Origin of the sequence: Bradyrhizobium sp. cir1 (genome assembly GCF_014198245.1) — a bacterium.
In the GTDB taxonomy this organism is placed as follows: domain Bacteria; phylum Pseudomonadota; class Alphaproteobacteria; order Rhizobiales; family Xanthobacteraceae; genus Bradyrhizobium.
In genome coordinates this window covers 237807-264612 of sequence record NZ_JACIHE010000001.1, presented here as the reverse complement: position 1 = coordinate 264612, position 26806 = coordinate 237807, and the positions used below count along the sequence as shown (strand labels likewise).

Sequence of the window (26806 nt, the reverse complement as noted above, 5' to 3'; positions counted from 1 at the left end):
GAATGTGCCGGCGGCCGTATTTGCGTGATCGCCAGCCACTGACAATGCCCTCCGCTTCAAGTTCGACCGAAATATCCGGCCCTTCGCATGGCCGGATCAGGCACATAGGCGCCCGCCTGACCGGACTCCTGGTCCTGGCCTTAAGTCTGGCGCTGGCCAGCTGCACCTCCCTGCCCCGCACGCCCTATACGGCCGCCGAGGCCAGCACATCACGCGTGCTCGATATCGACGGGCTCAGGCGCTACGCCGACGAGCCGGTGACGAAATTCAGCTTCGACAAGGACGCCAGCACTGCGACGAAATCCTATCTGGCGCTCTCCGGCGGCGGCGCCGATGGCGCCTACGGCGTCGGCGTGCTCAACGGCTGGTCCGCGGCCAGAACCCGTCCCACCTTCACGGTCGTCTCGGGCGTCAGCACCGGCGGCCTGATCGCACCCTTTGCATTTCTCGGATCGCAATATGACGACACGCTGAAGGAGGTCTACACCAGCGGCATCGCGGAGAGCCTCTTGAACGATCCCAGCATCATGCGCGTGCTGTTCGGCTCCGGCCTGTTCGGCAACACGCGCCTGCGCGAGCTCGTCGCCCGCTATGTCGGGCCGGAGATCATGGCGCAGGTCGCGCGCGAGAATGCCAGGGGCCGCAGGCTGCTGATCGTGACGACCGATCTCGACACCCAGCGGACCGCCATCTGGGACATGGGCAAGATCGCAGCGGTCGGAACGCCCGAGGCGCTCAAGCTGTTTCGCGACGTGATGGCGGCTTCCGCCAGCATTCCCCTGGTGTTTCCGCCGATCATGATCGACGCCGAAGGCCAGGGCCGCCGGTTTCAGGAGATGCATGTCGACGGCGGTGTGACCGCACCGGTGCTGACACTGCCGGAAGCCCTGCTGTTCCAGGGCAGCCGCCTGCCGGGCACTGCGAAGATGGACATCTACATCCTCGTCAACAAGAAGATCGAGCGCAACTTCGAGCTGGTGTCCAACAGCACGATCGACGTCGCCTCGCGCAGCCTGTCGGCGATCACCCAGTCGCAGACCCGCTCGATCATCTTCTCGACCTACGATTTCGCCAGGCGCAACCGCCTGGGCTTCCATCTCTCCTATATCGCGCGCGACTATCCCGCCCCGCCGTCGGAAGGGTTCGACACTGGCTATATGCGGGCGCTCTATCAGTACGGGTATCAGAAGGCCGCGGCCGGCGAGGCCTGGACTTCGACGCTGCCGTGACGCTGGAGACGGAACGACGTCCTATCGAAACCGTTGACGATACGGCCAATTCGGCCAGATTCGCGATGACGCCCCCTCTCCTGCGCGATATAGAGCGAATGACAGGCAACGCGCAGGAATCATTGGGCATGGGATTGACTGCGACCAGGACAAGATCGGCAGCGCCGCGGCGCGAGGTGCCGAAATCGCGTGGCGGCCGGCCGACCAAGACGGCCGCCATCGAGCGCGACCAGCGGCTGATCGAGGTCGCCACCCGCCTGTTTCTCGACCGCGGCTTTGACGCGACCTCGCTCGATGCGGTCGCGGAAGCGGCGCGGGTGAGCAAGCCCACCGTCTATTCCCGCTACGGCGACAAGCGCGGCCTGTTTGCGGCAGTGCTGAGGCGCGAGATCGCGCGCTGGCTTGCGCCGCTGTCGGCTGCGGCGGAGACGCAGCTCTCCAGCGACGCGGACATCTCGGTCGAGCAGCGGCTGGTGGAGATCGGGCGCGAGATGCTGACCTTCACCTGCGGGCCCGATGCCGTCGCCTTCAGCCGCATGATGACGTCGCAGGCCATCAACTTCCCCGACATCGCCAAGCTCGGCAAGGAGGAAGGCTGGCTCAAGGCGGTCGCCACCACGGCGCGTTTCTTCGACCGCCTGGTGGCGCAAGGCGCGCTGGACATCGAGGACACCACCATCGCGGCCGAGGTGTTTCTCGACGTCGTCGTCGGCCACACCCACCGCTTGGCGACGTTCGGAACGGCGCTCGAGATGAAGTCCGCGGAAAAGCGGATGCGCACCGCGATCAAGCTGTTCCTGGCCGGTGCGCTCGGCCCCGCCGACCGCGTCAAGGACGCTGCCAAGGGCACGCCGCGGCGCCGCTCCTCCCGCTGACAATTCCGTGAGCTTGCGATCTTTCCCCACGGGGGCGGGCGCAAACGCATTGACCGAAATAAAACGATACGGTATGGTTTAGTTATAAGCTGGTACGGGCCGCTTTTTTCACCAGCCCCAAAAGAGGTCCGTGCCGCTTCGATCGCCGCGGCGGGTACAGCCCGCCGCGACGCTCAGCGGCCGGCCTTTGCCCAAGGTCGGCCGCGAATTCTTTACGATCATCCGGCACACTCGCTGGCCGAGGGTTTCGAGCATGACGACAGCCAAACGATGGACCTCGCAACTGCTTGCGTTCGCCTTGCCCGTGCTGCTCATCGCCGCACCGGCACAGGCAGTCGTGACCGCGGGCACGCCGACCGCGCTTCACAGCGACACAGATGGTGATGCTGAAGCGGACCGCCAGGCGGTCAGCCGCGAGATCGAACGATTCCGCAGTTCCTCGATCACGATCAGCCAGGCCATGGCGATAGCGGAAGCCCGCCATGCCGGCGCCACCACCGCCGATGTGAGTTTCGACGGCGGCTCGGGCGTGCCGGTCTACCGGGTCAAGACCCTGCACAACGACCGCATCTGGCGCCACACCATCAATGCGGCGACCGGCGAGCTCGTCGGCGGCGAAGCCGCCCTGCCCCTCGCCGAGCTCGACCTCGAGGACCGCAGCAATCTCGCAGCGCTCGGCGCCATCAGGCACCGCCTTGCCGACGCTGTACGCGTCGCCGAGCGAGCAGCCTCGGGCAAGGCCATCAGCGGTGGTCTCGTGCGCGAGCGCGGCCGGCTCAGTTTCGCGATCGTCGTGATCAGCGGCGACGACCTCAAGGAGGTCATCCTGGAGCCGCCGGGCGCCCGCGCCAAATAGCGGCAGATTCCTCGCGCGGCCACATTCCCGCCGAAAAGCCATTGACGGCCGCAAGACTCTCCCGCATAAGTCGCCGCCATGTTCACGACCACCAAACGCACGACCAAAACCACCATGGCCCCGGGGGCCCGGGGAGGCGTGCGCGCGTAGGTCGTCGACTTAAACGCATCAGCTCTACCGAAGCCCCGCCCTCGATGGTCCGGGGCTTTTTTGTTGTCTAGAACTCAATGGAGGAGAATGTGAGTAACGATCCCGTCGTCGCGATTGTCGGCGTCACCGGTGCGGTGGGCGCCGAATTCATCGCCACCATGGACAAGCGCGGCTTTCGCGTCGGCAAGCTCAAGGCGCTGGCCAGCGCCCGCTCGGCCGGCAAGACGGTGTCGTTCCGCGGCCAGAACGTCGTCATCGAGGAGTTGACCGAGCGCGCTTTCGAAGGCGTCGACATCGCTCTGTTCTCCGCCGGCGGCAGCATCTCGAAGAAGTATGCGCCGATCGCGGTCAAGTCGGGCGCCGTCGTGGTCGACAATTCCTCCGCCTTCCGCATGGATCCCAACGTGCCGCTGGTGATCCCCGAGATCAACGCGAACTGCATCCGCGACCACAAGGGCATCATTGCGAACCCGAACTGCGCCGCGATCACCGCGCTGGTGCCGCTCTGGCCGATCCACCAGAAGAACCGCATCAAGCGCGTCATCATCTCGACCTACCAGGCCGCTTCCGGCGCCGGCGCGGCCGCGATGGAGGAGCTCGTCGAGTCCACCCGCGCCAATCTCAACGGGCAGGTCTATACGCCCAAGGTGATGCCGCACCCCTACGCCTTCAATCTCTTCAACCACAACACCGCGGTCGATCCCGAGACCGGCTACAACGACGAAGAGACCAAGGTCATCAATGAAACCCGCAAGATATTCGAGGACGAGAAGATCGCAATCGGCGTCACCTGCGTGCGCGTGCCGGTGCTGCGCGCCCATTGCGAGGCCATCACCTTCGAATGCGAGAAGCCGATCAGCGAGGACCAGGTCCGCGCCATCATGGCGCAGGCCCCGGGCGTGAAGGTGGTCGACGACCGCGTCAAGAACTACTTCCCGATGCCGATCGACGCCTCGGGCCAGGACGACGTCCTGGTCGGCCGCATCCGCAAGGACCTCAGCGACCCCTCAGGGCATTCGATCTCGATGTTCGTGGCCGCGGATCAGCTGCTCAAGGGCGCGGCGCTGAATGCGGTGCAGATCGCGGAGCTCTTGCCGCAGCGGGTGATGGCGTAACGCACTCCCGACCCGTCATCCTGAGGCGCGAACCCGGCGGTGCAGAGCACCGCTGGGTGAGCCTCGAAGGATGCGCGGCCGAGATGCAGCAGCAGGGCCGTCGCCCTTCGAGGCTCGCCGAAGAGGCGAGCACCTCAGGGTGACGGTGATGGATTTGCTATCCTATCCCCGAAACAGCAGACACGCGTCCCCGTACGAATAGAACCGGTATCCGCTCGCAATCGCGTGCGCGTACGCAGCCTTCATCGTCTCGAGCCCCGAGAATGCCGACACCAGCATGAACAGCGTCGACTTGGGCAGGTGGAAATTCGTCATCAGGACATCGACGGCGCGGAAGCGATAGCCGGGGGTGATGAAGATCGAGGTCTCGGCCGCGAACGGCTGGATGGTGCCGTCCTCGCTCGCCGCGCTTTCGAGCAGACGCAATGACGTCGTGCCGACTGCTACGATGCGGCCGCCGTTCTTCCGCGCGGTGTTGAGCCGCTCGGCAGTCTCCGCGGAGACGGTGCCCCACTCGGCGTGCATCTTGTGGCCTTCGGTGTCGTCGGCCTTGACCGGCAGGAAGGTCCCTGCCCCGACATGCAGCGTGACGCGGTTGATCCCGACGTTGCGCGCGTTCAGCGCCTGCTCCAGCGCGGGCGTGAAATGCAGGCCTGCGGTCGGAGCCGCGACCGCACCTTCGTTCGCCGCGAACATGGTCTGGTAATCCGCAAAATCCTGATCGTCAGGCGTGCGCTTGGAGGCGATGTAGGGCGGCAGCGGCGGGCTGCCGAGATCGGCGATGGCCTGGTCGAGCGCCGGGCCGTGCAACGAGAAGCCAAGCGTCACCTCGCCCTCGCTGCTCTTGGCCTCGACGTCGGCGTCGAGATGGCCCAGCAGGCAGACCTTGCCCTCATTGCCGAAGCGGATGCGGTCGCCGGCAACAAGCTTCTTGGCGGGCTTCACCAGCGCTTGCCAGCGCGAGCCGTCGAGACGCTTGATCAGCGTCGCCTCGATCTTCGGCTCGGTCTCGCGGCCGATGCGGCGGCCTTTCAGCTGCGCCGCGATCACCTTGGTGTCGTTGACGACAAGCTGGTCACCCGGCCTCAGCCATTGCGGCAGGTCGGCAATCGTCTGGTCGCGCAGCGCGCCGTTCTCGATAACAAGCATCTTCGCGGAGTCGCGCGGGCTCGCCGGGCGCAACGCGATGCGCTCGGCGGGCAGTTCGAAATCGAAGAGATCGGTGCGCATACCCAGAACTTGTCATCGCCCGCGCAGGCGGGCGATCCAGTACTCACGATCTTTGTCGTAACCACCCCTGGCGATTACTGGATGCCCCGCCTGCGCGGGGCATGACACCGGCAAAGCCGCTTATTCCTTGTCCGCGGCCATCCGCGCCTTGACGATCTTGTCCGGGTTCTGCACCGGCTCGCCGCGCTTGATCTTGTCGACGTTCTCCATGCCCTCGGTGACCTTGCCCCACACCGTGTACTGGTTGTCGAGGAAGCGGGCGTCGTCGAAGCAGATGAAGAACTGGCTGTCGCCGGAATCGGGGTTGGCGGCGCGCGCCATCGAGGCGGTGCCGCGCACATGCGGCTCCTTGTTGAACTCGGCCTTCAGCTTCTTGCCCGAGCCGCCGGTGCCGGTGCCATGCGGGCAGCCGGTCTGGGCCATGAAGCCCTCGATCACGCGGTGGAACACGATGCCGTCGTAGAAGCCCTCGCGGACCAGTTCCTTGATGCGCGCGACATGGCCGGGCGCGAGGTCGGGCCGCATCTCGATGGTGACGGGGCCCTGCGTGGTCTCGAGGATCAAGGTGTTTTCGGTGACGCTCATACTCGTCTCTCTTGCGTTGGGGGTGAAGTCTTCCGGTTACGGAACGGGATCGCGAATGGACGCCCCGCAGCAGCGCCGGCCATCGTTTCGGTAAATGGCATCGGCGTACAGCGTTGCAACGCCTCCATCACCGCGATCCGGTATTGCAGCCGGTCATTGTCGGAGGCCTCCGCGGATTCATAGGTAATCCGCGGATGGCCCAGAATGTTTCCGGCCCGGTTAAAGCTCACGACGACGGTAATGTCGAGTGGGCGAGCCTTGGTGGGCGGCGGCGGCTTCCAGCAGGTGCGCAGATGCCGGAAGATGTCCTGGATGGTGTTGACCTGTGCGTCCTCGGCCTTCGCGCCTGAGACACCGAGCAGCAGCATCGCGGCAGCGACCAGAAGCCTGTTGCCGCAGCGCGCCATCGCGTTTGCCTACTTGATGTCGGAAGCGACCTGCACCTTCACCATCTTGTCGGGATCGGTGACGGTGCCGCTGCTTGATCCGGGAGGCGCCTTCTTCAGCTTGTCGACGACGTCCATGCCCTGCACGACCTCGCCGATCACGGTGTACTGGCCGTCGAGGCTGCCGCCATCCGCGAACATGATGAAGAACTGCGAGTTGGCGGTGTCGACGCTGTCGCCGCGCCGGGCCATGCCGACGATGCCGCGGGCAAAATGCACCTTGGAGAATTCCTGCTTCAGGTTCGGGTATTTCGAGCCGCCGGTGCCGTTGAATTTCTCGCCGTCGCCGGTCTGCGCCATGAAGCCGTCCATCACGCGGTGGAACGGCACGTTGTTGTAATAGCCCTCGCGCGCGAGCTGCTTGAGGCGCTCGGCGTGCTGCGGCGCCAGATCGGTCCTGAGCTTGATGACGATGCGGCCCTTGGTGGTGTCGATGACCAGCGCGTTGGCCTTGTCGAGGTTCGCCGGAAGCTGCTGCGCCAACGCCGGCGCCGCGCCAATGAGCGCGGCAAAGATCGTGGCAAGAATTGCGAGACGACGGATCATGAAAACTCCGGATCTGGTGAGATGAAGCAGCGCGCCGTTATCCGGCGAATTTGGCCTTGAGCAGGGTGTCGACGAGCGGCGGCACGAAGGTCGAGACATCTCCGCCCATCCCCGCGATCTGGCGCACCAAAGTGGCGGTGATCGGGCGGACCATGGGAGAGGCCGGCAGGAAAACCGTATGCACCTCGGGCGCCATGGCCTCGTTCATGCCGGCAAGCTGCATCTCGTAATCGAGGTCGGTGCCGTCGCGCAGGCCCCGAATCATGATGGTCGCGCCGTGCTTGCGCGCCGCGGTCACCGACAGATCGTCAAACGTCACGGCTTCGAGCACGCAGCCGGCCTGGGCCGCGATCGGACCGCAAACGTCCTGAAGCATCTTCAGGCGCTCCTCGGTCGAGAACAGCGGCTTCTTGCCGGGGTGGACGCCGATCGCGACCACCAGGCGGTCGCACAGCGGAACGGCATGCCGGACCACGTCCAGATGGCCGTTGGTGATGGGGTCGAAGGAACCCGGATAGAAGGCGATGCGCGGCATGGCCCCCTCCTACCGCGCCCGGCCCGGCCCGGCAAGCCGGGCAGGTTCCTTGCCCGTTTCCTGCCCGTTTGCTGGAAAATGTCCTCTGCAGGTGTCGGCCATGGCCGGTTTGTTTCGTCCTGGGGGCAGCCACGAAACAAAACAGAGCACGAACGAAACCATTTCCAGCCTCCGCGAAGACGTCCGGAAACTGGCCATGGTTACTAATCCGGCCAACGAATGACGGGCCGCACGCTGGGCGCAGGCGGCCGCATCACAGGGGACAGTCAATGATCAAGGCTCTTTCAGCCATCGCACTCTCTGCGTGTGTTGCCGCGGCCCTCACCCTCCTGCCCGGCTTTGCCCCGACCGTCGAGGCCAGCGTGCCGCAGCCGCTCGCCAAGAGCGACCGGCTCGATATCCGCACCATCGGACGCGACTGCTCGCAGCAGGCCTGGCCGAATTTCGAGACGTCCTGCCTGCGCCGCGCCGGCAGCAAGGCCGATGTCCGCCAGGCGCGCCTCGTGACCGCCGACCGCACGCCGTAGTCGGATCCGTCAGTTTCGCGTCAGGAAAGCCCCTCAAGATAAACCCCATGGATATTTGCGACGTCTCGTCGCAGACTGCGTGATGCTCGCGCCCGTCGGAATGGCCCGCCGGGCGCGATGCCATCGGGGGATTGCCTTTGTCCAGTACGCCCGCAGTCGCCTCCGGCCATCATCCTGATCCACTGCCGCTTGCCATGACCATGGGCGCCCTCGGGGTGGTCTATGGCGATATCGGCACCAGCCCGCTCTACGCCCTCAAGGAAGCCGCCAAGGCGGCCGCCCATGGCGGCACGCTAAGTCACGACGCTGTCCTGGGGGTCGCCTCGCTGATCCTCTGGGCCCTGCTGCTGATCATCTCGCTGAAATATGCGCTGCTGATCCTGCGCGCGGACAACCGTGGCGAGGGCGGCATCGTCGCCCTCTTGGCCCTGCTCCACGCGCGCAACGCGCAAGCAGGCACCTGGCGGGCGCATCTGCTGGTGGTCGGCCTCGTCGGTGCCGCCCTGCTCTACGGCGACGGCGCAATCACGCCGGCGATCTCTGTGCTCAGCGCCATCGAAGGCCTCAAGGTCGATGCGCCCTCGCTCGCGCCGGTGGTCGTGCCCGTCACCGTCGCCATTCTGATCGGGTTGTTCATGATGCAGAAGCAGGGCACCGGCTTCATCGGCCGCATCTTCGGCCCGGTGATGCTGACCTGGTTCGTCGTGCTGGCCGCGCTCGGCATCCACGGCATCGTCAAGGCGCCGGCGGTGCTGGCGGCGCTCAGCCCGTTCTATGCCTTCGACTTCCTGATCCACCAGGATTTCCACGTCTCCTTCGGGATTCTTGGCGCCGCCTTCCTCGCGGTGACCGGGGGCGAGGCCATGTATGCCGACATGGGTCATTTCGGCCGCCTGCCGATCCGGCTCGCCTGGTTCGCGATCTGCCTTCCCGCGCTGGTGCTGAACTATTTCGGCCAGGCCGCGCTGCTGATCACCGATCCCACCATGATCGAGAACCCCTTCTTCCAGCTCTGCCCGGACGCCCTGCACTATCTGTTGGTCGCCTTCTCGGCGGTCGCGACCGTGATCGCCTCGCAGGCGATCATCTCCGGCGTGTTCTCGCTGACCCAGCAATCGATCCAGCTCGGCTTCCTTCCGCGCATGCAGATCCGCCACACCACCAGCCACGCGATCGGCCAGATCTACGTGCCGCTGGTAAACTGGCTGCTCGCCGCGGCAACGCTCGGTGCGGTCCTCTCCTTCGGCTCCTCGGACGCCCTCGCCGGCGCCTACGGCATCGCAGTATCGCTGCTGATGGCGATCACCACGCTACTGGCAGCCCTGGTCGCGATCCAGTGGGGCTTTTCGCCCTGGCTCGTGGTCGCCGTGAACGGCTTCTTCTTCGTGATCGACGTGATCTTCTTCTCGGCCAATTCGATCAAGCTGTTCGAGGGCGGCTGGTTTCCGCTGCTGCTCGCCGGCCTCGTCGCCTTCCTGATGCTGACCTGGCGCGCCGGCGTGAAGCTGGTCGAAGCGGCACGCGCCCGGCTGCGCCAGCCCGAGGAGGATCTGATCGAGACCGCCGTCAACAAATGCCATGCGAGACTGCCCGGGACCGCCGTGTTCCTGGCCTCTGCGCCGCGTGGCGTGCCGCTCGCGCTGACCCAGTTCGTCAAGCACAATCGCGTGCTGCACGAACGCGTGCTGCTGGTCACCGTGCTGATCGAGGAATCGCCGCACATTCCCGACGAGGAACGCGCCGAGGTGCATGAGATCATTCCGGGCATCACCCGCGTGATCCTGCATTACGGCTTCATGCAGAACCCGACCATCTACGAAGGGCTGAATCTCACATGCCGGCAGGGCAAGCTGCCCGGCATCGACCTCGCCGACATCACCTATTACGTCGGCCGCGAGACCATCATCCCGCGCGAGGACGTCCCGGGCATGTGGGTCTGGCGCGAAGGCGTATTCGCCTTCCTGCAGCGCAACGCCGAACGCTCGGCCGCGTTCTTCGGCGTGCCCACCAAGCAGGTGGTGGAGTTCGGGACAGAGCTGGAGATCTAGCGAATGGTGAGTGGCGAATAGAGCAGCTCACCTTATTCACCACTCGCTACTCGCCGTTCGCGCCGTTGCCGTTCTCGGCCTCTTCGGTGATGTGCTCGACCGACACCACGTGCTCGTCCTCGGCAGTATCGAACACGATCACGCCCTGCGTCGAGCGGCCGGCGATGCGGATGCCTTCGACCGGACAGCGAATCAGCTGGCCCTTGTCGGTGACCAGCATGATTTGATCCGCCTCCTCCACCGGGAACGAGGCGACGAGATTGCCGTTGCGGTTGTTGACGCTCATGGCGACGATGCCTTTGCCGCCGCGGCCTGTGGTGCGGTACTCGTAGGACGAGGTCCGCTTGCCGTAGCCGTTGACGGAGACCGTCAGCACCACCTGCTCGGCCGCCGACATCGCGGCATAGCGCTCCTGCGGGAGCTGGAAACTGCCTGAGGTCTCCTCCGCCTCGGCATCCGCCGGGGCTTCCTCGGTTGCGGCTTCGCCGGCGACCGCGCGGCGCATCTTCAAATAGGCCGAGCGCTCATCGGACGTGGTCTCGACATGGCGCAGGATCGCCAGCGAGATCACCTTGTCGCCCTCGCCAAGCGCGATGCCGCGCACGCCCATCGAGGTGCGCCCGGTGAACACGCGCACGTCGGGGACCGGGAAGCGGATGCACTGGCCGCCGGCGCCGGTGAGCAGCACGTCGTCGCGCTCGGTGCAGATCTGGACGTCGACGATCGACTCGCCGTCGTCGAGCTTCATCGCGATGATGCCGGAGCGGCGGACGTCGACGAAGTCGGACAGCTTGTTGCGCCGGACATTGCCGCCCGTCGTGGCGAACATCACGTCGAGCTGGCCCCAGGTGGATTCATCCTCCGGCAGCGGCATGATGGTGGTGATGCGCTCGCCCTGCTCCAGCGGCAGGATGTTGATCAGCGCCTTGCCGCGCGCGCTCGGCGCGGCCATGGGCAGCCGCCAGACCTTTTCCTTGTAGACTTGGCCGCGCGAGGAGAAGAACAGCACCGGAGTATGAGTCGATGCGACGAAGAGCCGGCTGACGAAATCCTCGTCGCGGGTCTGCATGCCGGAGCGGCCCTTGCCGCCGCGGCGCTGCGCCCTATAGGCCGACAGCGGCACGCGCTTGACGTAGCCGGCGTGCGAGACCGTGACGACCATGTCCTCGCGCTGGATCAGGTCCTCGTCCTCGACCTCGCCTTCCTGCTCCATGATCACGGTGCGGCGTGGCGTTGCGAACTCCGCCTTCACCTCGGCGAGCTCGGTCTTGATGATGTCGAGGATGCGCGCGCGCGAGTGCAGGATCTCGAGATACTCGCCGATTTCGCCGGCGAGCTTGGAAAGCTCATCGCCGATCTCGTCGCGGCCAAGCGCGGTGAGACGCGCCAGTCGCAGTTCCAGGATGGCCTTCGCCTGATCCAGCGACAGGCGGATGGTGCCGTCCTCGTTGATGCGATGGCGGGGATCGTCGATCAGCGTGATGATGTCCTCGACATCGCGGGCCGGCCAGTCGCGCGTCATCAGGGTCTCGCGCGCGGCAGCCGGGGTCGGCGAGTGCCGGATGACCTTGATGATCTCGTCGATATTGGCAACCGCGATCGCGAGGCCGACTTGTTCATGCGCGCGCTCGCGCGCCTTGCGCAGCTTGTACTTGGTACGGCGGGTGACGACCTGCTCGCGGAAGCCGACGAATATCGTCAGCATGTCCTTCAGGTTCATCGTCTGCGGACGGCCCGAGTCGAGCGCGACGGCGTTGACGCCAAAGCTCGTCTGCAGGGGCGTGAACTTGTAAAGCTGGTTCAGCACGACATCAGGCACCGCGTCGCGCTTGAGCTCGATCACGACCCGGTAGCCGTCCCGGTCGGACTCGTCGCGCAGATCGGAGATGCCTTCGATCTTCTTCTCCTTGTAAAGCTCGGCGATGCGCTCGACCATCGTCGCCTTGTTCACCTGATAGGGAAGCTCGCTGATGACGATCGCCTCGCGCTCTTTCCGGATCGTCTCGAACTCGACCTTGCCGCGCATCACGATGGAGCCGCGGCCAAGATGGTAGGCGCTGCGGATGCCCTGGCGTCCAAGAATGATGCCACCGGTCGGGAAATCCGGGCCGGGGATGATGTTGTTGAGTTCGTCAATGGTCAGCGACGGGTTGTCGACCAGCGCCAGGCAGGCGTCGATGACTTCGCCGAGATTGTGGGGCGGAATGTTGGTGGCCATGCCGACCGCAATGCCGCCGGCGCCATTGACCAGCAGGTTGGGGAACCGCGCCGGCAGAACCACCGGCTCCTTGGTCGAGCCGTCATAGTTGTCCTGGAAGTCGACCGTCTCATTGTCGATGTCGTCGAGCAATTTGAGCGCGATCTTGGTCAGGCGCGACTCGGTGTAGCGCATCGCCGCCGGCGGATCGCCGTCGACCGAGCCGAAATTGCCCTGCCCGTCCACCAGCAATTCGCGCATCGAGAAAGGCTGCGCCATGCGCACCAGCGCGTCATAGATCGCCTGGTCGCCATGGGGATGGTATTGGCCCATGACGTCGCCGACGATACCGGCCGACTTCTTGTGCTTCTTGTCCGGCGTGTAGCCTTCCTCGTTCATCGAGAACAGGATGCGCCGATGCACCGGCTTCAACCCGTCGCGCGCATCGGGCAGCGCACGCGACACGATCACGCTCATGGCGTAATCGAGATAGGACTTCTTCATCTCCTCGTAGATCGAAACGGGGCGAATGTCCGAGGGTTGCGCCGGCTGGTCGCCGGGCTTGTTGTCGTCGTCAGCCAAGGGGGAATCCGGTGAGTTTTTGTCTGGGAATCATATAGCGCATCACACCCCCGATAACCACCCTTGTGCGGGTCTTGGAAGCGCTTTTTCCGACTGTTTTTCCAGAGACTTACGCCCTTCCCGGCACCGCCCCGGACGGGGCCGGAACGGACCGGGCGTAACCGGCTCTCACGCCCCGAAAATCACCCGGTGCATGATGCGCCCGGGCACCAGCGTGAACAGGCCCGCCACCACCAGTGCGCCAGCGAAGATGAAGATCATCATCCGCCGATGGTCGGCGACACGATGGGTGCGCGCACGCCACACCGCGAGCGGCAGAACCACCAGGGTGAAGATCGACAACAGATGGATTGGGCTGAACGGCCCGACCAGGCGGATCTGGTGGATCCAGAACGATGAGGCAGCCACGACCAGCATCAGGACCACCCAGATCCAGCCGATCGTCCGGTGCGGCAGCGTGCCCTTTGGCGCGGCAAACTGGACCAGGCCGAGCACGAAGGCGGTCATGGCGGCAAAGGCATGCAGCGGGATCGCGGGAGCGGCCTCAAGCAGCGGCGCAAGGCTCATGCGGGGCTTCCTCGGGTCGAGTGGCGACCGATGTGAATGCGATTAACATGAAGTTAATACCATTCACATCATGGCCCGTCAAAGACTTGAGGCAGCACATGAGGCAAGCGCGGAAAACCCGAACTCCACCCGATAATTGGTAAGAATTCCTGACGCTTTACGCGAGCAAGGGCACCGTACCTCAGAACGGGATGTCGTCGTCCATGTCGCTGTTGCGGCCGCCGCCGGCGGCAACGGGACGGCGCGGCGCGCTGCCGACCGGACCGGAGGAGCCGAAATCGCCGCCCGGCTCGTCGCCGAAGCTGCCGCCTCCGCCGCCACCACCGCGGCCATCGAGCATCGTCAGCGTCGAGTTGAAGCCCTGGAGCACGACCTCGGTCGAGTATTTCTCGACGCCACTCTGGTCGGTGTACTTGCGGGTCTGGAGCGCGCCTTCGATGTAAACCTTTGCGCCCTTCTTCAGATACTGCTCGACGATCTTGCAAAGCGGCTCAGAGAAGATCACGACGCGATGCCACTCGGTCTTCTCCTTGCGCTCGCCGGTGTTCTTGTCGCGCCAGGTCTCCGAGGTCGCGATGCTCAGATTCGCGATCGGCCGCCCGTCCTGGGTGCGGCGGATTTCAGGATCCTTGCCGAGATTTCCAACCAGAATGACCTTGTTGACGCTTCCCGCCATCGCCGCTCTCCACTCCAAATGCCACTGAATTCGTAAGGCCGCGCCGCACGCCCTGCGGCCCTCTGCAACCTGATTGAGGCGACCCTATACGCTTGCGCGGACCGATCAGCCCACCAGCGCTCGGGTTATCCCCACATATAGCATTGCCTGCCGGAATGTTCCAGATTTGTTCCTTTCCGGCGGGTGCGGATATTCGGTGCCTGCATGCCGCCCAAATGGCGCGCACCGGATGGAACTTTTTCAGGTTCCCAAAATCAGCAAAAAGCGCATAACATTCATCAAGTTATATGTCCCGTACTTGCCCCGCGACTGTTGCATTTCGGAGACGGACTCTGCCTCTCGCTTAGGCTACGGTTGCCTCGGAATTAAGTTCATATGGGCGTCGCGCCTGATTGGCCGCTTCGGGGACCTCAAGAAGCGGACCTTACCCGGGGAGACTGCAATGAATAAGATTTTGATTGGTGCAATCGGTGCTGTGGCGTTGGGCCTGTCGGCTCCCGCAAGCGCGGCGGATATGGCGGCGCGTCCCTACACCAAGGCTCCGCCCCCGATGGTCGCGACCATCTACGACTGGAGCGGCTTTTACATCGGCATCAACGGGGGCTGGGGCTCAAGCCGCAATTGCTGGGACTTCGTGACGCCGGTCACCGGTACGCTGATCGACGACGGCTGCCATAACGCAACGGGCGGCACGGTCGGTGGTCAGGTCGGCTATCGCTGGCAGTCGGCCAATTGGGTGTTTGGCGTGGAAGGCCAAGGCAACTGGGCTGACTTCAGTGGAAGAAACATCAGCCCGACCGCGCCAGATCAGCAGAACCGTACGCGGGTCGATGCCTTCGGCTTGATTACCGGGCAGGTCGGTTATGCCTGGAACAACGTTTTGGTCTACGTAAAGGGCGGCGGCGCCGTAGTGGACGACAGATACGACCTCATCGTCGCGCCGGGCTTTGTGGGTGCTGGCACGACCTTCGGTTCGGCCAACGGAACACGCTGGGGCGGAACGGTCGGCGCGGGAGTCGAATTTGGCTTCGCCCCGAACTGGTCGGTGGGCTTCGAGTACGACCACATCTTCCTCGGCACTCGAAACGTCGACTTCACCTTGGGCGGAGCCTTCGTTCAGACCGAACGCGTCAGTCAGGACGTCGATCTCGCCCTCGTCCGCCTGAACTACCGTTGGGGCGGCCCGGCGATCGCCAGGTACTGATCGCAAGCATAGTCTCGTCCGACGAAAGGCCGGCCTCGCGCCGGCCTTTTTGCTGCGTGCGAGCGAGGGGGAGCAATCAGTCAGTGATTGTGACGTTTTGTGATTGTTGTGACTTTTCGGGTACACAACTTGCGGCTTCGTTGGTGTAAGCACGACGCCAGTTGGACCACAGCGTCCGATGCCCTTCCGTTCACGGAAGGCAACAACAGAAACTGGGACTGGGATTTAGGTTGAATATGAAGAAGGTTTTGTTGGCTTCGGCCTGTTTGTTCGCTCTGGCTGCCCCCGCGTCGGCAGCTGATCTCGCGGCCCGCCCGTACACCAAGGCTCCGGTGGCTGTGGCCTCGGTCTACAACTGGACCGGCTTCTACCTCGGTATCGTCGGCGGCGGCGCCTGGGAAGACGCTGGCAGCCCCCGGATGCAGGGCGGTTTCGTCGGCGGCACCGCTGGCTATAACTGGCAGACCGGCAATGTCGTGTTCGGTGTCGAAGCCGATGGTTCCTGGGCTGACGTCAGCGCTTCAACGACCGCTCTCGGCATCACCGCGTCGTCCAAGACCGACGCACTCGGCACCGTCCGCGGCCGCATCGGTTACGCCGTCAACAACGTCCTGTTCTACGGCACCGGCGGCTACGCCTGGATCGACAACAAGATCACCCTTTCCGCACTCGGCGTGTCCGTGTCGGACAGCAAGTGGCACTCCGGCTGGACTGTCGGCGCGGGCGTCGAAGCGTTCTTCGCTCCGCAGTGGTCGGTCAAGGGCGAGTACCTCTATCGCAGTCTTGGCGGCGAGACCTACTTCTCGGGCACCCTGCCCACCGGCACGCTCAACTTCCACACCGTGCAGGTCGGCGTGAACTATCACTTCAACGGCCCGATCGTCGCGAAGTACTAAGCTTCGTATCCAACGCTACCCGCGTTACGAAAGGCCGGCCTCGTGCCGGCCTTTTTGTTTTGGCGGCACGTTCCAGCGCAATTCCGCCTGCCCGCTGCTGCCAAATGCCGCCAGTTCGCCAACATTCCGTTGACGATTCGCAACTCCCTCTGGAAATCCGTCTCCGTTCTTCCTACGTTCGCTGCCACACCCATCGGCGCCGATCCCGGTTCCGGGCGCAGCGCGCCTTTTTTGTTGGCGCGATCGCGCACCTTTGGGCTTCCTTGAGGGCAACTCGGATGGATGAAGTGATCAAGGCGAAGCGCCAACAACAGAACGCGGGCTCCAGCCTGCGCGCAATTACGATCCGCGGCGCGCGCGAGCACAACCTCAAGAACATCGACGTCGAGATCCCCCGCGACAAGCTGGTGGTGTTCACCGGCCTCTCCGGCTCCGGCAAATCCTCGCTCGCCTTCGACACCATCTATGCCGAAGGCCAGCGCCGCTACGTCGAGTCGCTGTCGGCCTATGCCCGCCAGTTCCTGGAGATGATGCAGAAGCCCGACGTCGACCAGATCGACGGCCTCTCGCCGGCGATCTCGATCGAGCAGAAGACGACCTCCAAGAATCCGCGCTCGACCGTCGGCACCGTCACCGAAATCTACGACTACATGCGCCTCTTGTGGGCGCGCGTCGGCGTGCCCTATTCGCCGGCCACCGGTCTGCCGATCGAGAGCCAGACCGTCTCGCAGATGGTCGACCGCGTGCTGGCGCTGCCCGAGGGCACGCGCCTCTATCTGCTCGCCCCCGTCGTGCGCGGCCGCAAGGGCGAGTACCGGAAAGAACTCGCCGAATGGCTGAAGAAGGGCTTCCAGCGCGTCAAGATCGACGGCACCTTCCATGAACTTGCGGAAGCCCCGACGCTCGACAAGAAATTCCCGCACGATATCGACGTCGTGGTCGACCGCATCGTGGTGCGTGCCGACATCGGCCAGCGCCTCGCCGAAAGCTTCGAGACCGCGCTGAAGCTCGCCGAGGGCCTCGCCGTCATCGAGTTCGCCGACGCGCCGGCAGCCGCGCCTGCGGAAGAGAAAAAGAAGACGGCAAAAATCCACGACAAGAGCGGACCCGAACGCATCCTGTTCTCGGAAAAATTCGCCTGCCCGGTGTCCGGCTTCACCATCCCCGAGATCGAGCCGCGCCTGTTCTCGTTCAACAACCCCTATGGCGCCTGCCCCGCCTGCGGCGGCCTCGGCGTCGAGCAGCATGTCGACGAGGACCTCGTCATTCCCGACAAGGAGCTGTCCCTGCGCAAGGGCGCGATCGCGCCCTGGGCCAAGTCATCGTCGCCCTATTACGAGCAGACGCTGACCGCGCTCGGCAAACACTACAAGTTCACCCTCGACACCAAGTGGAAGGATCTCGCCAAGAAGACCAAGGACGCCATCCTCTACGGTTCCGGCGAGGACGAGATCAAGTTCTCCTACCAGGACGGCGTGCGCTCCTACGACACCAGGAAGCCGTTCGAGGGCGTCATCACCAACATCAACCGCCGCTACCGCGAAACGGAAAGCGAGTGGGCCCGCGAGGAGCTGGCAAAGTATTTCCACGACGTGCCCTGCGAGGGCTGCAAGGGCTTCCGCCTCAAGCCCGAGGCGCTGTGCGTCAAGGTCGGCGACAAGCATATCGGCGAGATCTCGGAGCTGTCGGTCAGGAAGGCCGGCGAATGGTTCGAGACGGTGCCGGACGCCCTGAACAAGCAGCAGAACGAGATCGCCGGCCGCATCCTCAAGGAGATCCGCGAGCGCCTCACCTTCCTGCTCGACGTCGGCCTCAACTATCTCACCCTCTCCCGCTCCTCCGGCACGCTGTCCGGCGGCGAGAGCCAGCGCATCCGCCTGGCCTCGCAGATCGGCTCAGGGCTGACCGGCGTGCTCTACGTGCTGGACGAGCCCTCGATCGGCCTGCACCAGCGCGACAATGCGCGCCTGCTCGATACGCTGAAGCGGCTGCGCGACCTCGGCAACACCGTGGTCGTGGTCGAGCATGACGAGGACGCCATCCGGCTTGCCGATTACGTACTCGACATCGGTCCCGGCGCCGGCATGCATGGCGGCCACATCGTCGCCGAAGGCACGCCCGCCGAGATCATGCGCAACCCGAAATCGCTGACCGGCAAGTATCTCACCGGCGAGCTCGAGGTCGAGGTGCCGGAGCGGCGCCCGCCGAACCACCGCCGCACCATCAAGGTGGTGAACGCGCGCGGCAATAACCTCAAGAACGTCACCGCCGAGATTCCGCTCGGCCTGTTCACCTGCGTCACCGGCGTCTCCGGCGGCGGCAAGTCGACGCTCCTGATCGACACGCTGTACCGCGCCATCGCGCGCAAGCTGAACGGCGCCAGCGAAGGCGCCGCCCCGCACGACCGCATCGAGGGCCTGGAGCACATCGACAAGATCATCGACATCGACCAGTCGCCGATCGGCCGCACCCCGCGCTCGAATCCGGCGACCTACACCGGCGCCTTCACGCCGATCCGCGAGTGGTTCGCCGGCCTGCCCGAAGCGAAAGCGCGCGGCTACGAGCCCGGCCGCTTCTCCTTCAACGTCAAGGGCGGCCGCTGCGAGGCCTGCCAGGGCGACGGCGTCATCAAGATCGAGATGCACTTCCTGCCCGACGTCTACGTCACCTGCGACATCTGCAAGGGCAAGCGCTACAACCGCGAGACGCTGGAGGTGCTGTTCAAGGGCAAGAGCATCGCCGACGTGCTCGACATGACCGTCGAGGAAGCCGCCGAGTTCTTCAAGGCGGTGCCGCGCGTGCGCGAGACTTTCCAGACCTTGCACCGCGTCGGCCTCGACTACATCCATGTCGGCCAACAGGCCACGACCCTCTCGGGCGGCGAAGCCCAGCGCGTCAAGCTGGCGAAGGAGCTGTCCAAGCGCGCCACAGGCCGCACGCTCTACATCCTGGACGAGCCCACCACCGGCCTGCACTTCCACGACGTCAAGAAGCTCCTGGAAGTGCTGCACGAGCTGGTCGCGCAGGGCAACACGGTCGTCGTCATCGAGCACAATCTCGAAGTCATCAAGACCGCCGACTGGGTCATCGACCTCGGCCCGGAGGGCGGCGATGGCGGCGGCGAGATCGTCGCCTGGGGCCCGCCGGAGGACATCGCGAAAGCGCCGCGGAGCTACACGGGCAAATTCCTGGAGCCGGTGCTCAAGAAGGCGCGGAAGCCGAAGCGGCGGAGCACGAGCGAGGCTGCGGAATAGCGACCGTTGCCTTGAACGGCCGGAATCATGCCGCGGTGGAGTGATCTCCATGCCGAGCCGAACCTATACGGTATTTCGGAGCGCCATCCTCGCCGAGCAGCAGGTAACCTGTGTCTACGAGGGGCGCTATCGCGAGCTCTGCCCGCACATCATCGGCACCAACAAAAGCGGTGAGGAAGCTGTGCTGGCCTGGCAGTTCGCCGGCGAGAGTAGCGGACCGCTGCCGCAATGGCGGTGCCTGAAGTTGGCCAGTGTCAGTGGTGCCCGGGTGCGGGATGGCCGCTGGTATGAAGGAGGCTCGCATCGAACCACTCAGACTTGCGTCAGCAACGTTGATCTCGACATCAACGTTGACGTCCGCAGGTTGCGGTCCCGCTAGCTGCCGACGAATTCAATCACCGCCTCGCCCCGCGCGACGGCTTCGGCAATTTGCGGCATGGCGCCTAGAAACTGGCTGATCAGCGCGCGATTGTCGATGTTGCCCACGCGCACCCATAGCACAATAGGTCCCTGATTCTTTGCAACGCGGAGCAGCGAAAAGTCGCGATCCTTGGTGACGAGAACAGCCGACCGAGAAATGGCTTCGTTCCAGATCACGCCATCAGTCGCGTTCGCCATCCCGAACTCGGCAACATGGGCCGCATCGTATCCAGTGCGACGCATCGCTTCCGCGAGTGCAGGTGGAAGCTGAGCATCGATCAGGTACAGCAAGCTATTTGGCCGCTATGATCGGGTGATCGACCTGACGGGCGGCATAGGCGAGCACCGCGTCGATGTCGGCCTCTTCCAGATAAGGATAATCATCGAGGATGCTTTCCCGCGACTGTCCCGCGGACAGCAATCCCAGGACGTCGGCAACCGTGATGCGCAGATCGCGAATGCAGGGGCGTCCATGCATACGCTGCGGATCGACCGTAATCCTTGCCAGTAGCTCCGACATCTGTCACCTCTGGCCTCAATATAGCATTTCCGATCGCATCTGTCAGCGCATCGCCGGCTGGACACGATGCGCAAGTCCGCCCGGCACGCCCGCTCCTTCCATGGCCTACTCCCTCGCCATCTTCGACCTCGACGGCACCCTGGCCGACAGCTTCCCCTGGTTCCTGCGCACCATCAACGACGTCGCTGACCACTTCGGCTTTCGCCGCGTGCGGGACGAGGATGTCGAGGGGCTACGGCATGCTTCGAGCCGCGAAATCCTCAGCCACCTCGAGGTGCCGCTGTGGAAGCTGCCGGCGATCGCGCGGCATGCGCGGCGGCTGAAGGCGGAGGCGGTTAGCGAGATCCCGCTGTTTGCGGGCGTCGAGACGATGCTGCAGACCATGGCCGAGAACGGCGTGCAGTTGGCGCTGGTGACGTCGGACAGCGAGGCCAATGCGCGCGAGAAGCTCGGCGACGCCGCCGCATTGTTCTCGCATTACGCCTGCTCGGCATCGCTGTTCGGCAAGTCCGCGAAATTCCGCCGCGTCGTTCGCCGCGCCGGCGTGGAGCCGAACCGCGTGATCGCGATCGGCGACGAGGTGCGCGACATCGAGGCGGCGCGCGCGGTGGGGATTGCCTGCGGTGCGGTGTGCTGGGGCTATGCGGCCCCGGCGGCGCTGCGGGCGCTGGGGCCGGATCATGTGTTCGAACGGATGGATGAGATTGCATCGACGCTGTGCACCGATGCCGTAGCCCGGATGAGCGAAGCGACATCCGGGAGCGCCGGTGGATGAGGATGGGCTCGGTCCCGCATGTCGCTACGCTCATGCGGGCTACAGCCCCTACTCCGTCCTGCGCAAGAACGCCCCGAACGCACGCGGGCCGTCGCCGGTCTTGACCTCGCCGATCACCTTCAATTCGGCCGCATCGATAATGCTCAGCATATTGCTCTCCCAGCAGGCGACGATGACGCGCTTGCCGTCGGTGGTTGCATTGATGCCTTCGGGATAGTCGCCGACATTGATGCGCTTGACCGGCTTCAGGGTCGCGAGGTCAAACACGCTGACGGTGCCGCCATATTGGTCGGTGACGAAGCCGCGGCCCAGCGTCAGCGCCACCGCGTAGGGACGCATCCCCACCGGCACGCGGCCGACCTCGCGCGCCTCCGCGATGTCGATGACCGAGACGTCGTTGGAGCCGACATTGGCGGTGTAGGCGCGCTTGCCCTCGGCATCGATGGTGACGCCGAACGGGCGCGTGCCGACCTTGATGGTCGCCTTGCGCTGGCGCGTCGCAGTGTCGACGACGGAGACGCTGTCGTCGTCGCGGTCGGCCGAGAGCAGCAGTCTGCCATCCGGCGTCACCGCCAGGCCCGACGGCGAGGCACCGACCGCAATGCTGGCGGTGACGCTGCGCGAGGCCGCATCGATCACCCGCACCGCCGCCGCATACCAGTCCGCGACGTAGACGGTGCGCCCATCGGGCGCCACGGCAATGCCGAGCGGTCCGCCGCCGACCTCGATCCGCCCCGTCACCTGCCGCGTGGTGGCGTCCACCACCGTCACCGCCTTGGCGTCCGGGCTCGTGACATAGGCAAAGCGCCCGTCCGCGCTGACGGCGACGCCGGCCGGCTTGCCGCCGATCGGGATGGTTGCCACCGCATGCGCGGTGGCGAGGTCCACGACCATCAGATCGTCGCTGAGCTGGTTGGTGACGAACGCCTCCTCGGCGGAAGCGCTGCAAGCAAGGCTGGCGGCGAGCGCCGCCAGAACCAGCGCACGCACGACCAGCACCCGCACGGTCAGCTTCCGCTCTCGATCTTCTTCTTCAGCGCCTCGAGGCCGGCCTTGTAGAGCCCGCTCACCGCGGTCTTGGCGGCTTCGTCGCTCAGCTCCGGCGGCGGGTCGTTGTTGGGAAAGCCGCGATAGAAGGCGCCGGCCCACTCCAGCGTCGCGCCCTTGCCGTCGGCGCTCGGCGTCACCGTCAGCGTCGAGGAATAGTTGGTGACCGGCAGCACCTTCACGTCGACGGTGGTGATCCGGTAGGAATAGGTCATCGCGGCCGCGTCGAACTTGTAGAGCTCCTCGTCGACGGTGGCGCCGCCCGTCAGCGTCAGCTTCCGCGTCGCGCCGATCTCGTTGCCCTTCTCGCCCTCGGTCTTGGTCACCGGCGGAAGCCAGCTCATGTCCTGGAAATTGCCGATCACCGCCCACACCTTGGCCGGAGCCGCGTTGATCTCGATGGATTCCCGCACCTTCTGCCGGGTCGGCCCGTGGGCCCAGGCCGGCGCGAACGCCGTCGTCAGGGCCATCCCCGCCACCGCCAGCGCCGCCACCCCGGCGAACGCCGTTCCGCTTCTCATCCTCATACCGTTTCCTCACTCTTCGATCTGCGCGACTTGAGGCGCGCTGGGATCATCGTAGCGCATTTTGGGGCCGAGGGGCGACCGGTTCGTGGCATGGCGGTGGCGGAGGCGCTCGCCCATCCACACCATCCCTTGCGTTGCCCGACAGGCAAAACACGCAAGACCGGGGTCAATGCATCAGGACGAAAACAATTCGCTTTACGCGAATTCGGAATTATCGCATGTTACGGCCATCCCAGCCCGGTCCGAGGGGCGTATCGCGATCGTCACGACACGCGGGAGGGGACGTGGTGGACGCAGGCGGCGTCGGCGCGAAGGCGGTTTGCAGGGCGGGTCACTCCGTGAGCAACGGCTTGCGCGCACACGACCGGTGCAGCCTGCGTACGGCAAAATCGTGTGGTCCTGGCGCCCGGGGTCTGTGCGCCAAGGCTTGCGGTGATGTGCCCTGCCCGACCGGGCGCGCGCATCAGCGATCCGCAAGGCGACGGGGGCAATAGTGCATCGCTCCCCGGGGAGAGCGCGACATAAGCCGTAAAACCACTGCGCAGGGAAGGCCGGATGTTTGGCTTCACCTGTATGCCGCTGTGCAAATTTCGTAGCGCAATTTTCGCACAGTGGACCGCGGGTGCCAGCCGGCACCCGGCCTTCCCTGCGCCCTCGGCACTTTTGGGGGTGATGACTAGCGCAAAGCTCGGGCAGAATGCGCCGCGAGAATGCGAGACCGTGTCCGGTATAAGATAGGATTTTGAGTTCGATGCACGCGCCTCCTCTCCGTCATTGCGAGCGTAGCGAAGCAATCCAGACTCATTACACGGAAAGACTCTGGATTGCTTCGTCGCAAGAGCTCCTCGCAATGACGATGGAGAGAGCGTGGGCGCCCCTCGCCTACTCAGCCAGCGTCGCCTCGACGAACCCGTGCGGATCCTCGCAAAACTCGCGCATGAGTCGGTAGTGATCGGTTTGCTCCAAAGTGACAGGCTCAAGCCCGTACTTCCCGAGTCGCAGCAGGTGCGCGTTGGGATAGGCCATCAGCATCGGCGAATGGGTCGCCATGATGACCTGGCAGATGCGCGACTCGTCCATGCGTCGCAATAGCTTGAGGAATTCGATCTGGCGCGCCGGCGACAGCGCCGATTCAGGTTCGTCGAAGATGAAGATGCCCTGGCGCTGACAACGCTCCTCGAAGAAGCGCAGGAAGCCTTCGCCATGGGAATGCGAGAGGAAATCCGGGCCGACCTGACCGGCATCACGTGCAGCCTTGTCGAGATATCGCGCGACCGAGAAAAAGCTCTCGGCGCGGAAAAACCAGCCATTGGTGATCTTCGGCAGCCAGCTTGCGCGCAAAGCCTTGGAAAGTTGGCCGCCCATCTTCTCACGCGCCTCGGAGTGATCGACCGGCATGTAGCCCTTCCCGCCACCGGCATCGTCGTAGCCGGCGAGCGCTGCGATCCCCTCGAGGATCGTCGATTTTCCGGTGCCGTTCTCTCCAACGATGATCGTGATGGCGGCCTCGAAGTTGAGCTCGAAATCATCCGGAAAGATCGGCAGGCAGAACGGATAGGCCTCGCGATCGTGGACGCGCGACAGGTCGAGCCAGACCCGCCTCAGGTATGGCGCCGGCAGATTGATCGTTCGACCGCTTCTTCGGCTCATCCCCGGCTCCCCCATTCCGACCCATCTTTCGATTGGAACATATCAGGAACACCACCTTCGCGTAAGCTGCATCTGAGAAACAAATGGATACAAACAGCAACAAAACACGTAATGCGTTAGTTGGACGCAAACTAAAATCTGAGAGTGCGATCTGGAATCGCCGTAAGACAACGTAGCTGTGAGACAATCTGCTGGCATGAGGCCGGCCCCCACCTCGCGACCCCGCAATGATTGACGGACGTCCGGGACGTTAAGAAGCCGCGAGGAATGCGCGATGGTATCAACGTATTTCAGCTACAATTACATTTCGCACCATCTCAAGCAGTCCCTGACGCGGGTCGAACAGCAACCCGACGTCGCGAAAGAGGCCGCCTATTACAAAGCCAACATCGGCAAGGTGAAGACCGTCGACGATCTTATGAAGGATTATCGGCTGTATCATTACGCACTGAAGGCATATGGCCTGGAAGACATGGCCTACGCCAAGGCTTTCATGAGAAAGGTGCTGGAGAGCGACCTCTCGGACGCAAAGAGCTTCGTCAACAAGCTCGTCGACAAGCGTTACCGGGAGTTTGCCGAGGCATTCTCCTTCACGGGCGGTATAAAGCCCGTTGCGCAATCCGAGGACCAGATCGACGAGATGATCGGTCTGTACACGGCGACCAAAAAGAGTCTGGTCGATGCGCTTGCGGACGACTCGAAATACTACAGCGCCCAGATCGGCAACATCACGAGTGCAGACCAGCTCCTGAACGACGATCGTCTTCGCAACTACGTCTATTCGGCGTTCGGGATCGATCAGAGCAAGTGGCCGCGCGACACGATAAGTCAGGTCCTGCGCAGCGACCCATCCGATCCAAACAGCTACGTCAACACCACCTTCGCGTCTCAGTTGACCGGCCTCAACGCCCAGCTCGCTCAAGCCAAATCGGACGTGAGCGCCACCAATACCAAGATCGCCGACTACACGGCCCAACTCTCGCAACCAGGCGCGGACGTGGCCCAGTTGAATGTCCAGATCCTGGTCGAAAAATATCACCTGGAGTCATACACGAAGAGCATTTCCAGCCTCAACGACCAGATCGCGACGATTGGCAATTTTGTGGACCTGGCCGGCGCGTTCGAGTTTTCGCCTGACGGGTCGCTGCCGTCGGGTGTGCCCGCGCAGACGGCTGCAAACGTCACGCTCACGACAAAGCGGTTCGACGACAGCAAGTCCGCCGTCTATGCGGCTGCAAGCCCGCTGAGCGAAGCGCTGGCAATCAGGAATTTCAGAAACGCCATCCTCAACATCAAGTCGGTCCAGGCGTTCGTATCGACGCCAGCCGTGTATGATTTTGCGCTGGGCGCCGTCGGCCTCGATCCCAAAGCGGTCCCGCTGGACACTGTCAAGGCTGTCCTCGAAAGCGATCTCAGCAACCCCAAGAGCTTCGTCTGTACGCTCAAGGACAATCGGTACGTCGAGCTCGCACGCGCCTTCAACTTCGACGCCAAAGGCAATCTGACGACCCCCTTGGTGGCTCAGGACCCGGCTAAAGTCTTGCAGACCGCGAAGGACTACGTCATTGCAGTGCTGAAACAGGCAAGCCCTGAGCAGCAGAAAGCAGTTCGCGAACAGGCCCAGAAAGACGCGACGTCCTATCAGGAAGCCATCGCAGGCATAGACAGCGTTTCCGAGCTGCTTGCAAACCGGAAGATGGTCAATTTCATTCTCGTCGCCAAGGGCCTGGACCCCAAGAAGGTCAGCACTGAATATCTCAAGAAGATCTTCGCGTCCGACCTGAACAATCCGAAGAGCTTCGCGAACACCGAGAGCGATCATCGCTTTGCCGAAATCGCGGCGTCGTTCAACTTCGACAGCAAGGGCGACGTCGCGCGCCTTGCGATGATGGGGCCGCAGAAGCAGGACCAATTCCGGGAAACGCAGGCGAACTATCTCCAGCAAAGCCTGGAGCAGCAGCAGGGGGATACGAATCCGGGCGTGCGCCTGGCGCTCTATTTCCAGCGAAAGGCGGGGGAGATCACGTCCGCATACGACATCCTCGCCGACAAGGCTCTTTCGGAGGTGTTCAGGACCACCTTCAATCTGCCTGACTCGATGGCGTCGATGCCGATCGATCAGCAGGCCAAGTTCGTGGACAAATTCATGAAGATCAAGGATCTCTCCGATCCCGCGAAGGTTGAAAAGCTGCTCGGCCGTTTCTCCGCCATGTATGATGTCAAAAACGGCCAGAGCATCGGTCAGGGACAATCCCCGTTGCTCAACCTCTTTCAGGGATCGGGCTCAGGGATAAGTGACTCGACGTACCTGGCCATTGCCAAGCTACGTTCTCATCCCTGATGATCGCT

At 64.0% G+C, this 26806-nt stretch carries 25 protein-coding genes; 12 read left to right on the top strand and 13 right to left on the bottom strand.

The window, feature by feature from the left end; genetic code table 11:
• The first annotated feature begins 44 nt into the window (after nucleotides 1–44).
• The 4 genes from GGD63_RS01270 (at nucleotide 45) to GGD63_RS01255 (ending at nucleotide 4225) form a co-directional block, all read left to right on the top strand.
• Nucleotides 45–1229 (top strand): patatin-like phospholipase family protein, encoded by a 1185-nt coding sequence (locus GGD63_RS01270; protein ID WP_210315595.1) that lies wholly within the window; start codon nucleotides 45–47, stop codon nucleotides 1227–1229.
• A gap of 128 nt (nucleotides 1230–1357) precedes the next feature.
• Nucleotides 1358–2104, top strand: a complete 747-nt coding sequence (locus GGD63_RS01265) for a TetR/AcrR family transcriptional regulator (RefSeq protein ID WP_183239097.1) — start codon at nucleotides 1358–1360, stop codon at nucleotides 2102–2104.
• 253 nt (nucleotides 2105–2357) lie between these two features.
• Nucleotides 2358–2960 (top strand): PepSY domain-containing protein, encoded by a 603-nt coding sequence (locus GGD63_RS01260; RefSeq protein ID WP_183239096.1) that lies wholly within the window; start codon nucleotides 2358–2360, stop codon nucleotides 2958–2960.
• Nucleotides 2961–3187: 227 nt separating this feature from the next.
• The gene (locus GGD63_RS01255; RefSeq protein ID WP_183239095.1) at nucleotides 3188–4225 is read left to right on the top strand and encodes an aspartate-semialdehyde dehydrogenase; all 1038 of its coding nucleotides are present in this window, start codon (nucleotides 3188–3190) and stop codon (nucleotides 4223–4225) included.
• Between the two features lie 162 nt (nucleotides 4226–4387).
• Here the strand turns inward: GGD63_RS01255 and queA are convergent, their stop codons facing one another.
• The 5 genes from queA to coaD form a co-directional block, all read right to left on the bottom strand.
• On the bottom strand, nucleotides 4388–5455 hold the full coding sequence (queA, locus tag GGD63_RS01250) for a tRNA preQ1(34) S-adenosylmethionine ribosyltransferase-isomerase QueA (RefSeq protein WP_183239094.1): 1068 nt from the start codon (nucleotides 5453–5455) through the stop codon (nucleotides 4388–4390).
• Between the two features lie 120 nt (nucleotides 5456–5575).
• Nucleotides 5576–6040 carry a peptidylprolyl isomerase gene (locus GGD63_RS01245; protein ID WP_018642141.1) on the bottom strand — a complete coding sequence of 155 codons (465 nt, stop codon included), beginning with the start codon at nucleotides 6038–6040 and terminating at the stop codon, nucleotides 5576–5578.
• Nucleotides 6037–6447, bottom strand: coding sequence for a hypothetical protein (locus tag GGD63_RS01240; protein WP_183239093.1), 411 nt, complete (start codon nucleotides 6445–6447; stop codon nucleotides 6037–6039). Before GGD63_RS01240 ends, GGD63_RS01245 begins: the two co-directional genes overlap by 4 nt.
• 9 nt (nucleotides 6448–6456) lie before the next feature.
• A complete protein-coding gene (locus GGD63_RS01235) occupies nucleotides 6457–7032 on the bottom strand; it encodes a peptidylprolyl isomerase (protein ID WP_183239092.1) in 576 nt (191 codons plus the stop codon).
• Between the two features lie 37 nt (nucleotides 7033–7069).
• Entirely contained in the window at nucleotides 7070–7567 is a 498-nt protein-coding gene (gene coaD / locus GGD63_RS01230) for a pantetheine-phosphate adenylyltransferase (protein WP_018642144.1), read from the bottom strand.
• A 269-nt stretch (nucleotides 7568–7836) separates the two neighbouring features.
• On the opposite strand from coaD, the gene GGD63_RS01225 reads away from it, so the two are divergent.
• Nucleotides 7837–8094, top strand: a complete 258-nt coding sequence (locus tag GGD63_RS01225; RefSeq protein WP_183239091.1) for a hypothetical protein — start codon at nucleotides 7837–7839, stop codon at nucleotides 8092–8094.
• A gap of 194 nt (nucleotides 8095–8288) precedes the next feature.
• On the top strand, nucleotides 8289–10142 hold the full coding sequence (locus tag GGD63_RS01220; protein ID WP_183239665.1) for a potassium transporter Kup: 1854 nt from the start codon (nucleotides 8289–8291) through the stop codon (nucleotides 10140–10142).
• Nucleotides 10143–10188: 46 nt separating this feature from the next.
• On the opposite strand, the gene gyrA is transcribed toward GGD63_RS01220, so the two are convergent.
• From gyrA to GGD63_RS01205, 3 genes are all read right to left on the bottom strand, one after another.
• Entirely contained in the window at nucleotides 10189–12921 is a 2733-nt protein-coding gene (gyrA, locus tag GGD63_RS01215) for a DNA gyrase subunit A (RefSeq protein ID WP_183239090.1), read from the bottom strand.
• A gap of 168 nt (nucleotides 12922–13089) precedes the next feature.
• On the bottom strand, nucleotides 13090–13488 hold the full coding sequence (locus GGD63_RS01210) for a DUF2306 domain-containing protein (RefSeq protein WP_183239089.1): 399 nt from the start codon (nucleotides 13486–13488) through the stop codon (nucleotides 13090–13092).
• A gap of 181 nt (nucleotides 13489–13669) precedes the next feature.
• Nucleotides 13670–14164, bottom strand: coding sequence for a single-stranded DNA-binding protein (locus GGD63_RS01205; RefSeq protein WP_183239088.1), 495 nt, complete (start codon nucleotides 14162–14164; stop codon nucleotides 13670–13672).
• 442 nt (nucleotides 14165–14606) lie between these two features.
• On the opposite strand from GGD63_RS01205, the gene GGD63_RS01200 reads away from it, so the two are divergent.
• From GGD63_RS01200 to GGD63_RS01185, 4 genes are all read left to right on the top strand, one after another.
• Nucleotides 14607–15368: an outer membrane protein gene (locus GGD63_RS01200; RefSeq protein WP_183239087.1), complete on the top strand. Its 762-nt coding sequence runs from the start codon at nucleotides 14607–14609 to the stop codon at nucleotides 15366–15368.
• A 236-nt stretch (nucleotides 15369–15604) separates the two neighbouring features.
• On the top strand, nucleotides 15605–16264 hold the full coding sequence (locus GGD63_RS01195; protein WP_183239086.1) for an outer membrane protein: 660 nt from the start codon (nucleotides 15605–15607) through the stop codon (nucleotides 16262–16264).
• 278 nt (nucleotides 16265–16542) lie between these two features.
• Nucleotides 16543–19518: an excinuclease ABC subunit UvrA gene (uvrA, locus tag GGD63_RS01190; protein ID WP_183239085.1), complete on the top strand. Its 2976-nt coding sequence runs from the start codon at nucleotides 16543–16545 to the stop codon at nucleotides 19516–19518.
• 49 nt (nucleotides 19519–19567) lie between these two features.
• A complete protein-coding gene (locus GGD63_RS01185; RefSeq protein WP_183239084.1) occupies nucleotides 19568–19897 on the top strand; it encodes a hypothetical protein in 330 nt (109 codons plus the stop codon).
• On the opposite strand, the gene GGD63_RS01180 is transcribed toward GGD63_RS01185, so the two are convergent.
• Nucleotides 19894–20229 carry a DUF5615 family PIN-like protein gene (locus GGD63_RS01180; RefSeq protein ID WP_183239083.1) on the bottom strand — a complete coding sequence of 112 codons (336 nt, stop codon included), beginning with the start codon at nucleotides 20227–20229 and terminating at the stop codon, nucleotides 19894–19896. The genes GGD63_RS01185 and GGD63_RS01180 overlap by 4 nt on opposite strands.
• 1 nt (nucleotide 20230) lies before the next feature.
• Nucleotides 20231–20458, bottom strand: coding sequence for a DUF433 domain-containing protein (locus tag GGD63_RS01175; RefSeq protein WP_131868850.1), 228 nt, complete (start codon nucleotides 20456–20458; stop codon nucleotides 20231–20233).
• A 100-nt stretch (nucleotides 20459–20558) separates the two neighbouring features.
• Here GGD63_RS01175 and GGD63_RS01170 point away from each other — a divergent pair, with 100 nt between their 5' ends.
• Nucleotides 20559–21233 carry an HAD family hydrolase gene (locus GGD63_RS01170; RefSeq protein WP_183239082.1) on the top strand — a complete coding sequence of 225 codons (675 nt, stop codon included), beginning with the start codon at nucleotides 20559–20561 and terminating at the stop codon, nucleotides 21231–21233.
• Nucleotides 21234–21281: 48 nt separating this feature from the next.
• On the opposite strand, the gene GGD63_RS01165 is transcribed toward GGD63_RS01170, so the two are convergent.
• The 3 genes from GGD63_RS01165 to GGD63_RS01155 form a co-directional block, all read right to left on the bottom strand.
• Nucleotides 21282–22223, bottom strand: a complete 942-nt coding sequence (locus GGD63_RS01165; RefSeq protein ID WP_183239664.1) for a cytochrome D1 domain-containing protein — start codon at nucleotides 22221–22223, stop codon at nucleotides 21282–21284.
• A gap of 17 nt (nucleotides 22224–22240) precedes the next feature.
• Nucleotides 22241–22807, bottom strand: coding sequence for an SRPBCC family protein (locus GGD63_RS01160; RefSeq protein ID WP_183239081.1), 567 nt, complete (start codon nucleotides 22805–22807; stop codon nucleotides 22241–22243).
• A gap of 882 nt (nucleotides 22808–23689) precedes the next feature.
• Nucleotides 23690–24457 (bottom strand): AAA family ATPase, encoded by a 768-nt coding sequence (locus GGD63_RS01155; protein WP_183239080.1) that lies wholly within the window; start codon nucleotides 24455–24457, stop codon nucleotides 23690–23692.
• Between the two features lie 274 nt (nucleotides 24458–24731).
• On the opposite strand from GGD63_RS01155, the gene GGD63_RS01150 reads away from it, so the two are divergent.
• The gene (locus GGD63_RS01150) at nucleotides 24732–26798 is read left to right on the top strand and encodes a DUF1217 domain-containing protein (RefSeq protein ID WP_183239079.1); all 2067 of its coding nucleotides are present in this window, start codon (nucleotides 24732–24734) and stop codon (nucleotides 26796–26798) included.
• Nucleotides 26799–26806: the final 8 nt, after the last annotated feature.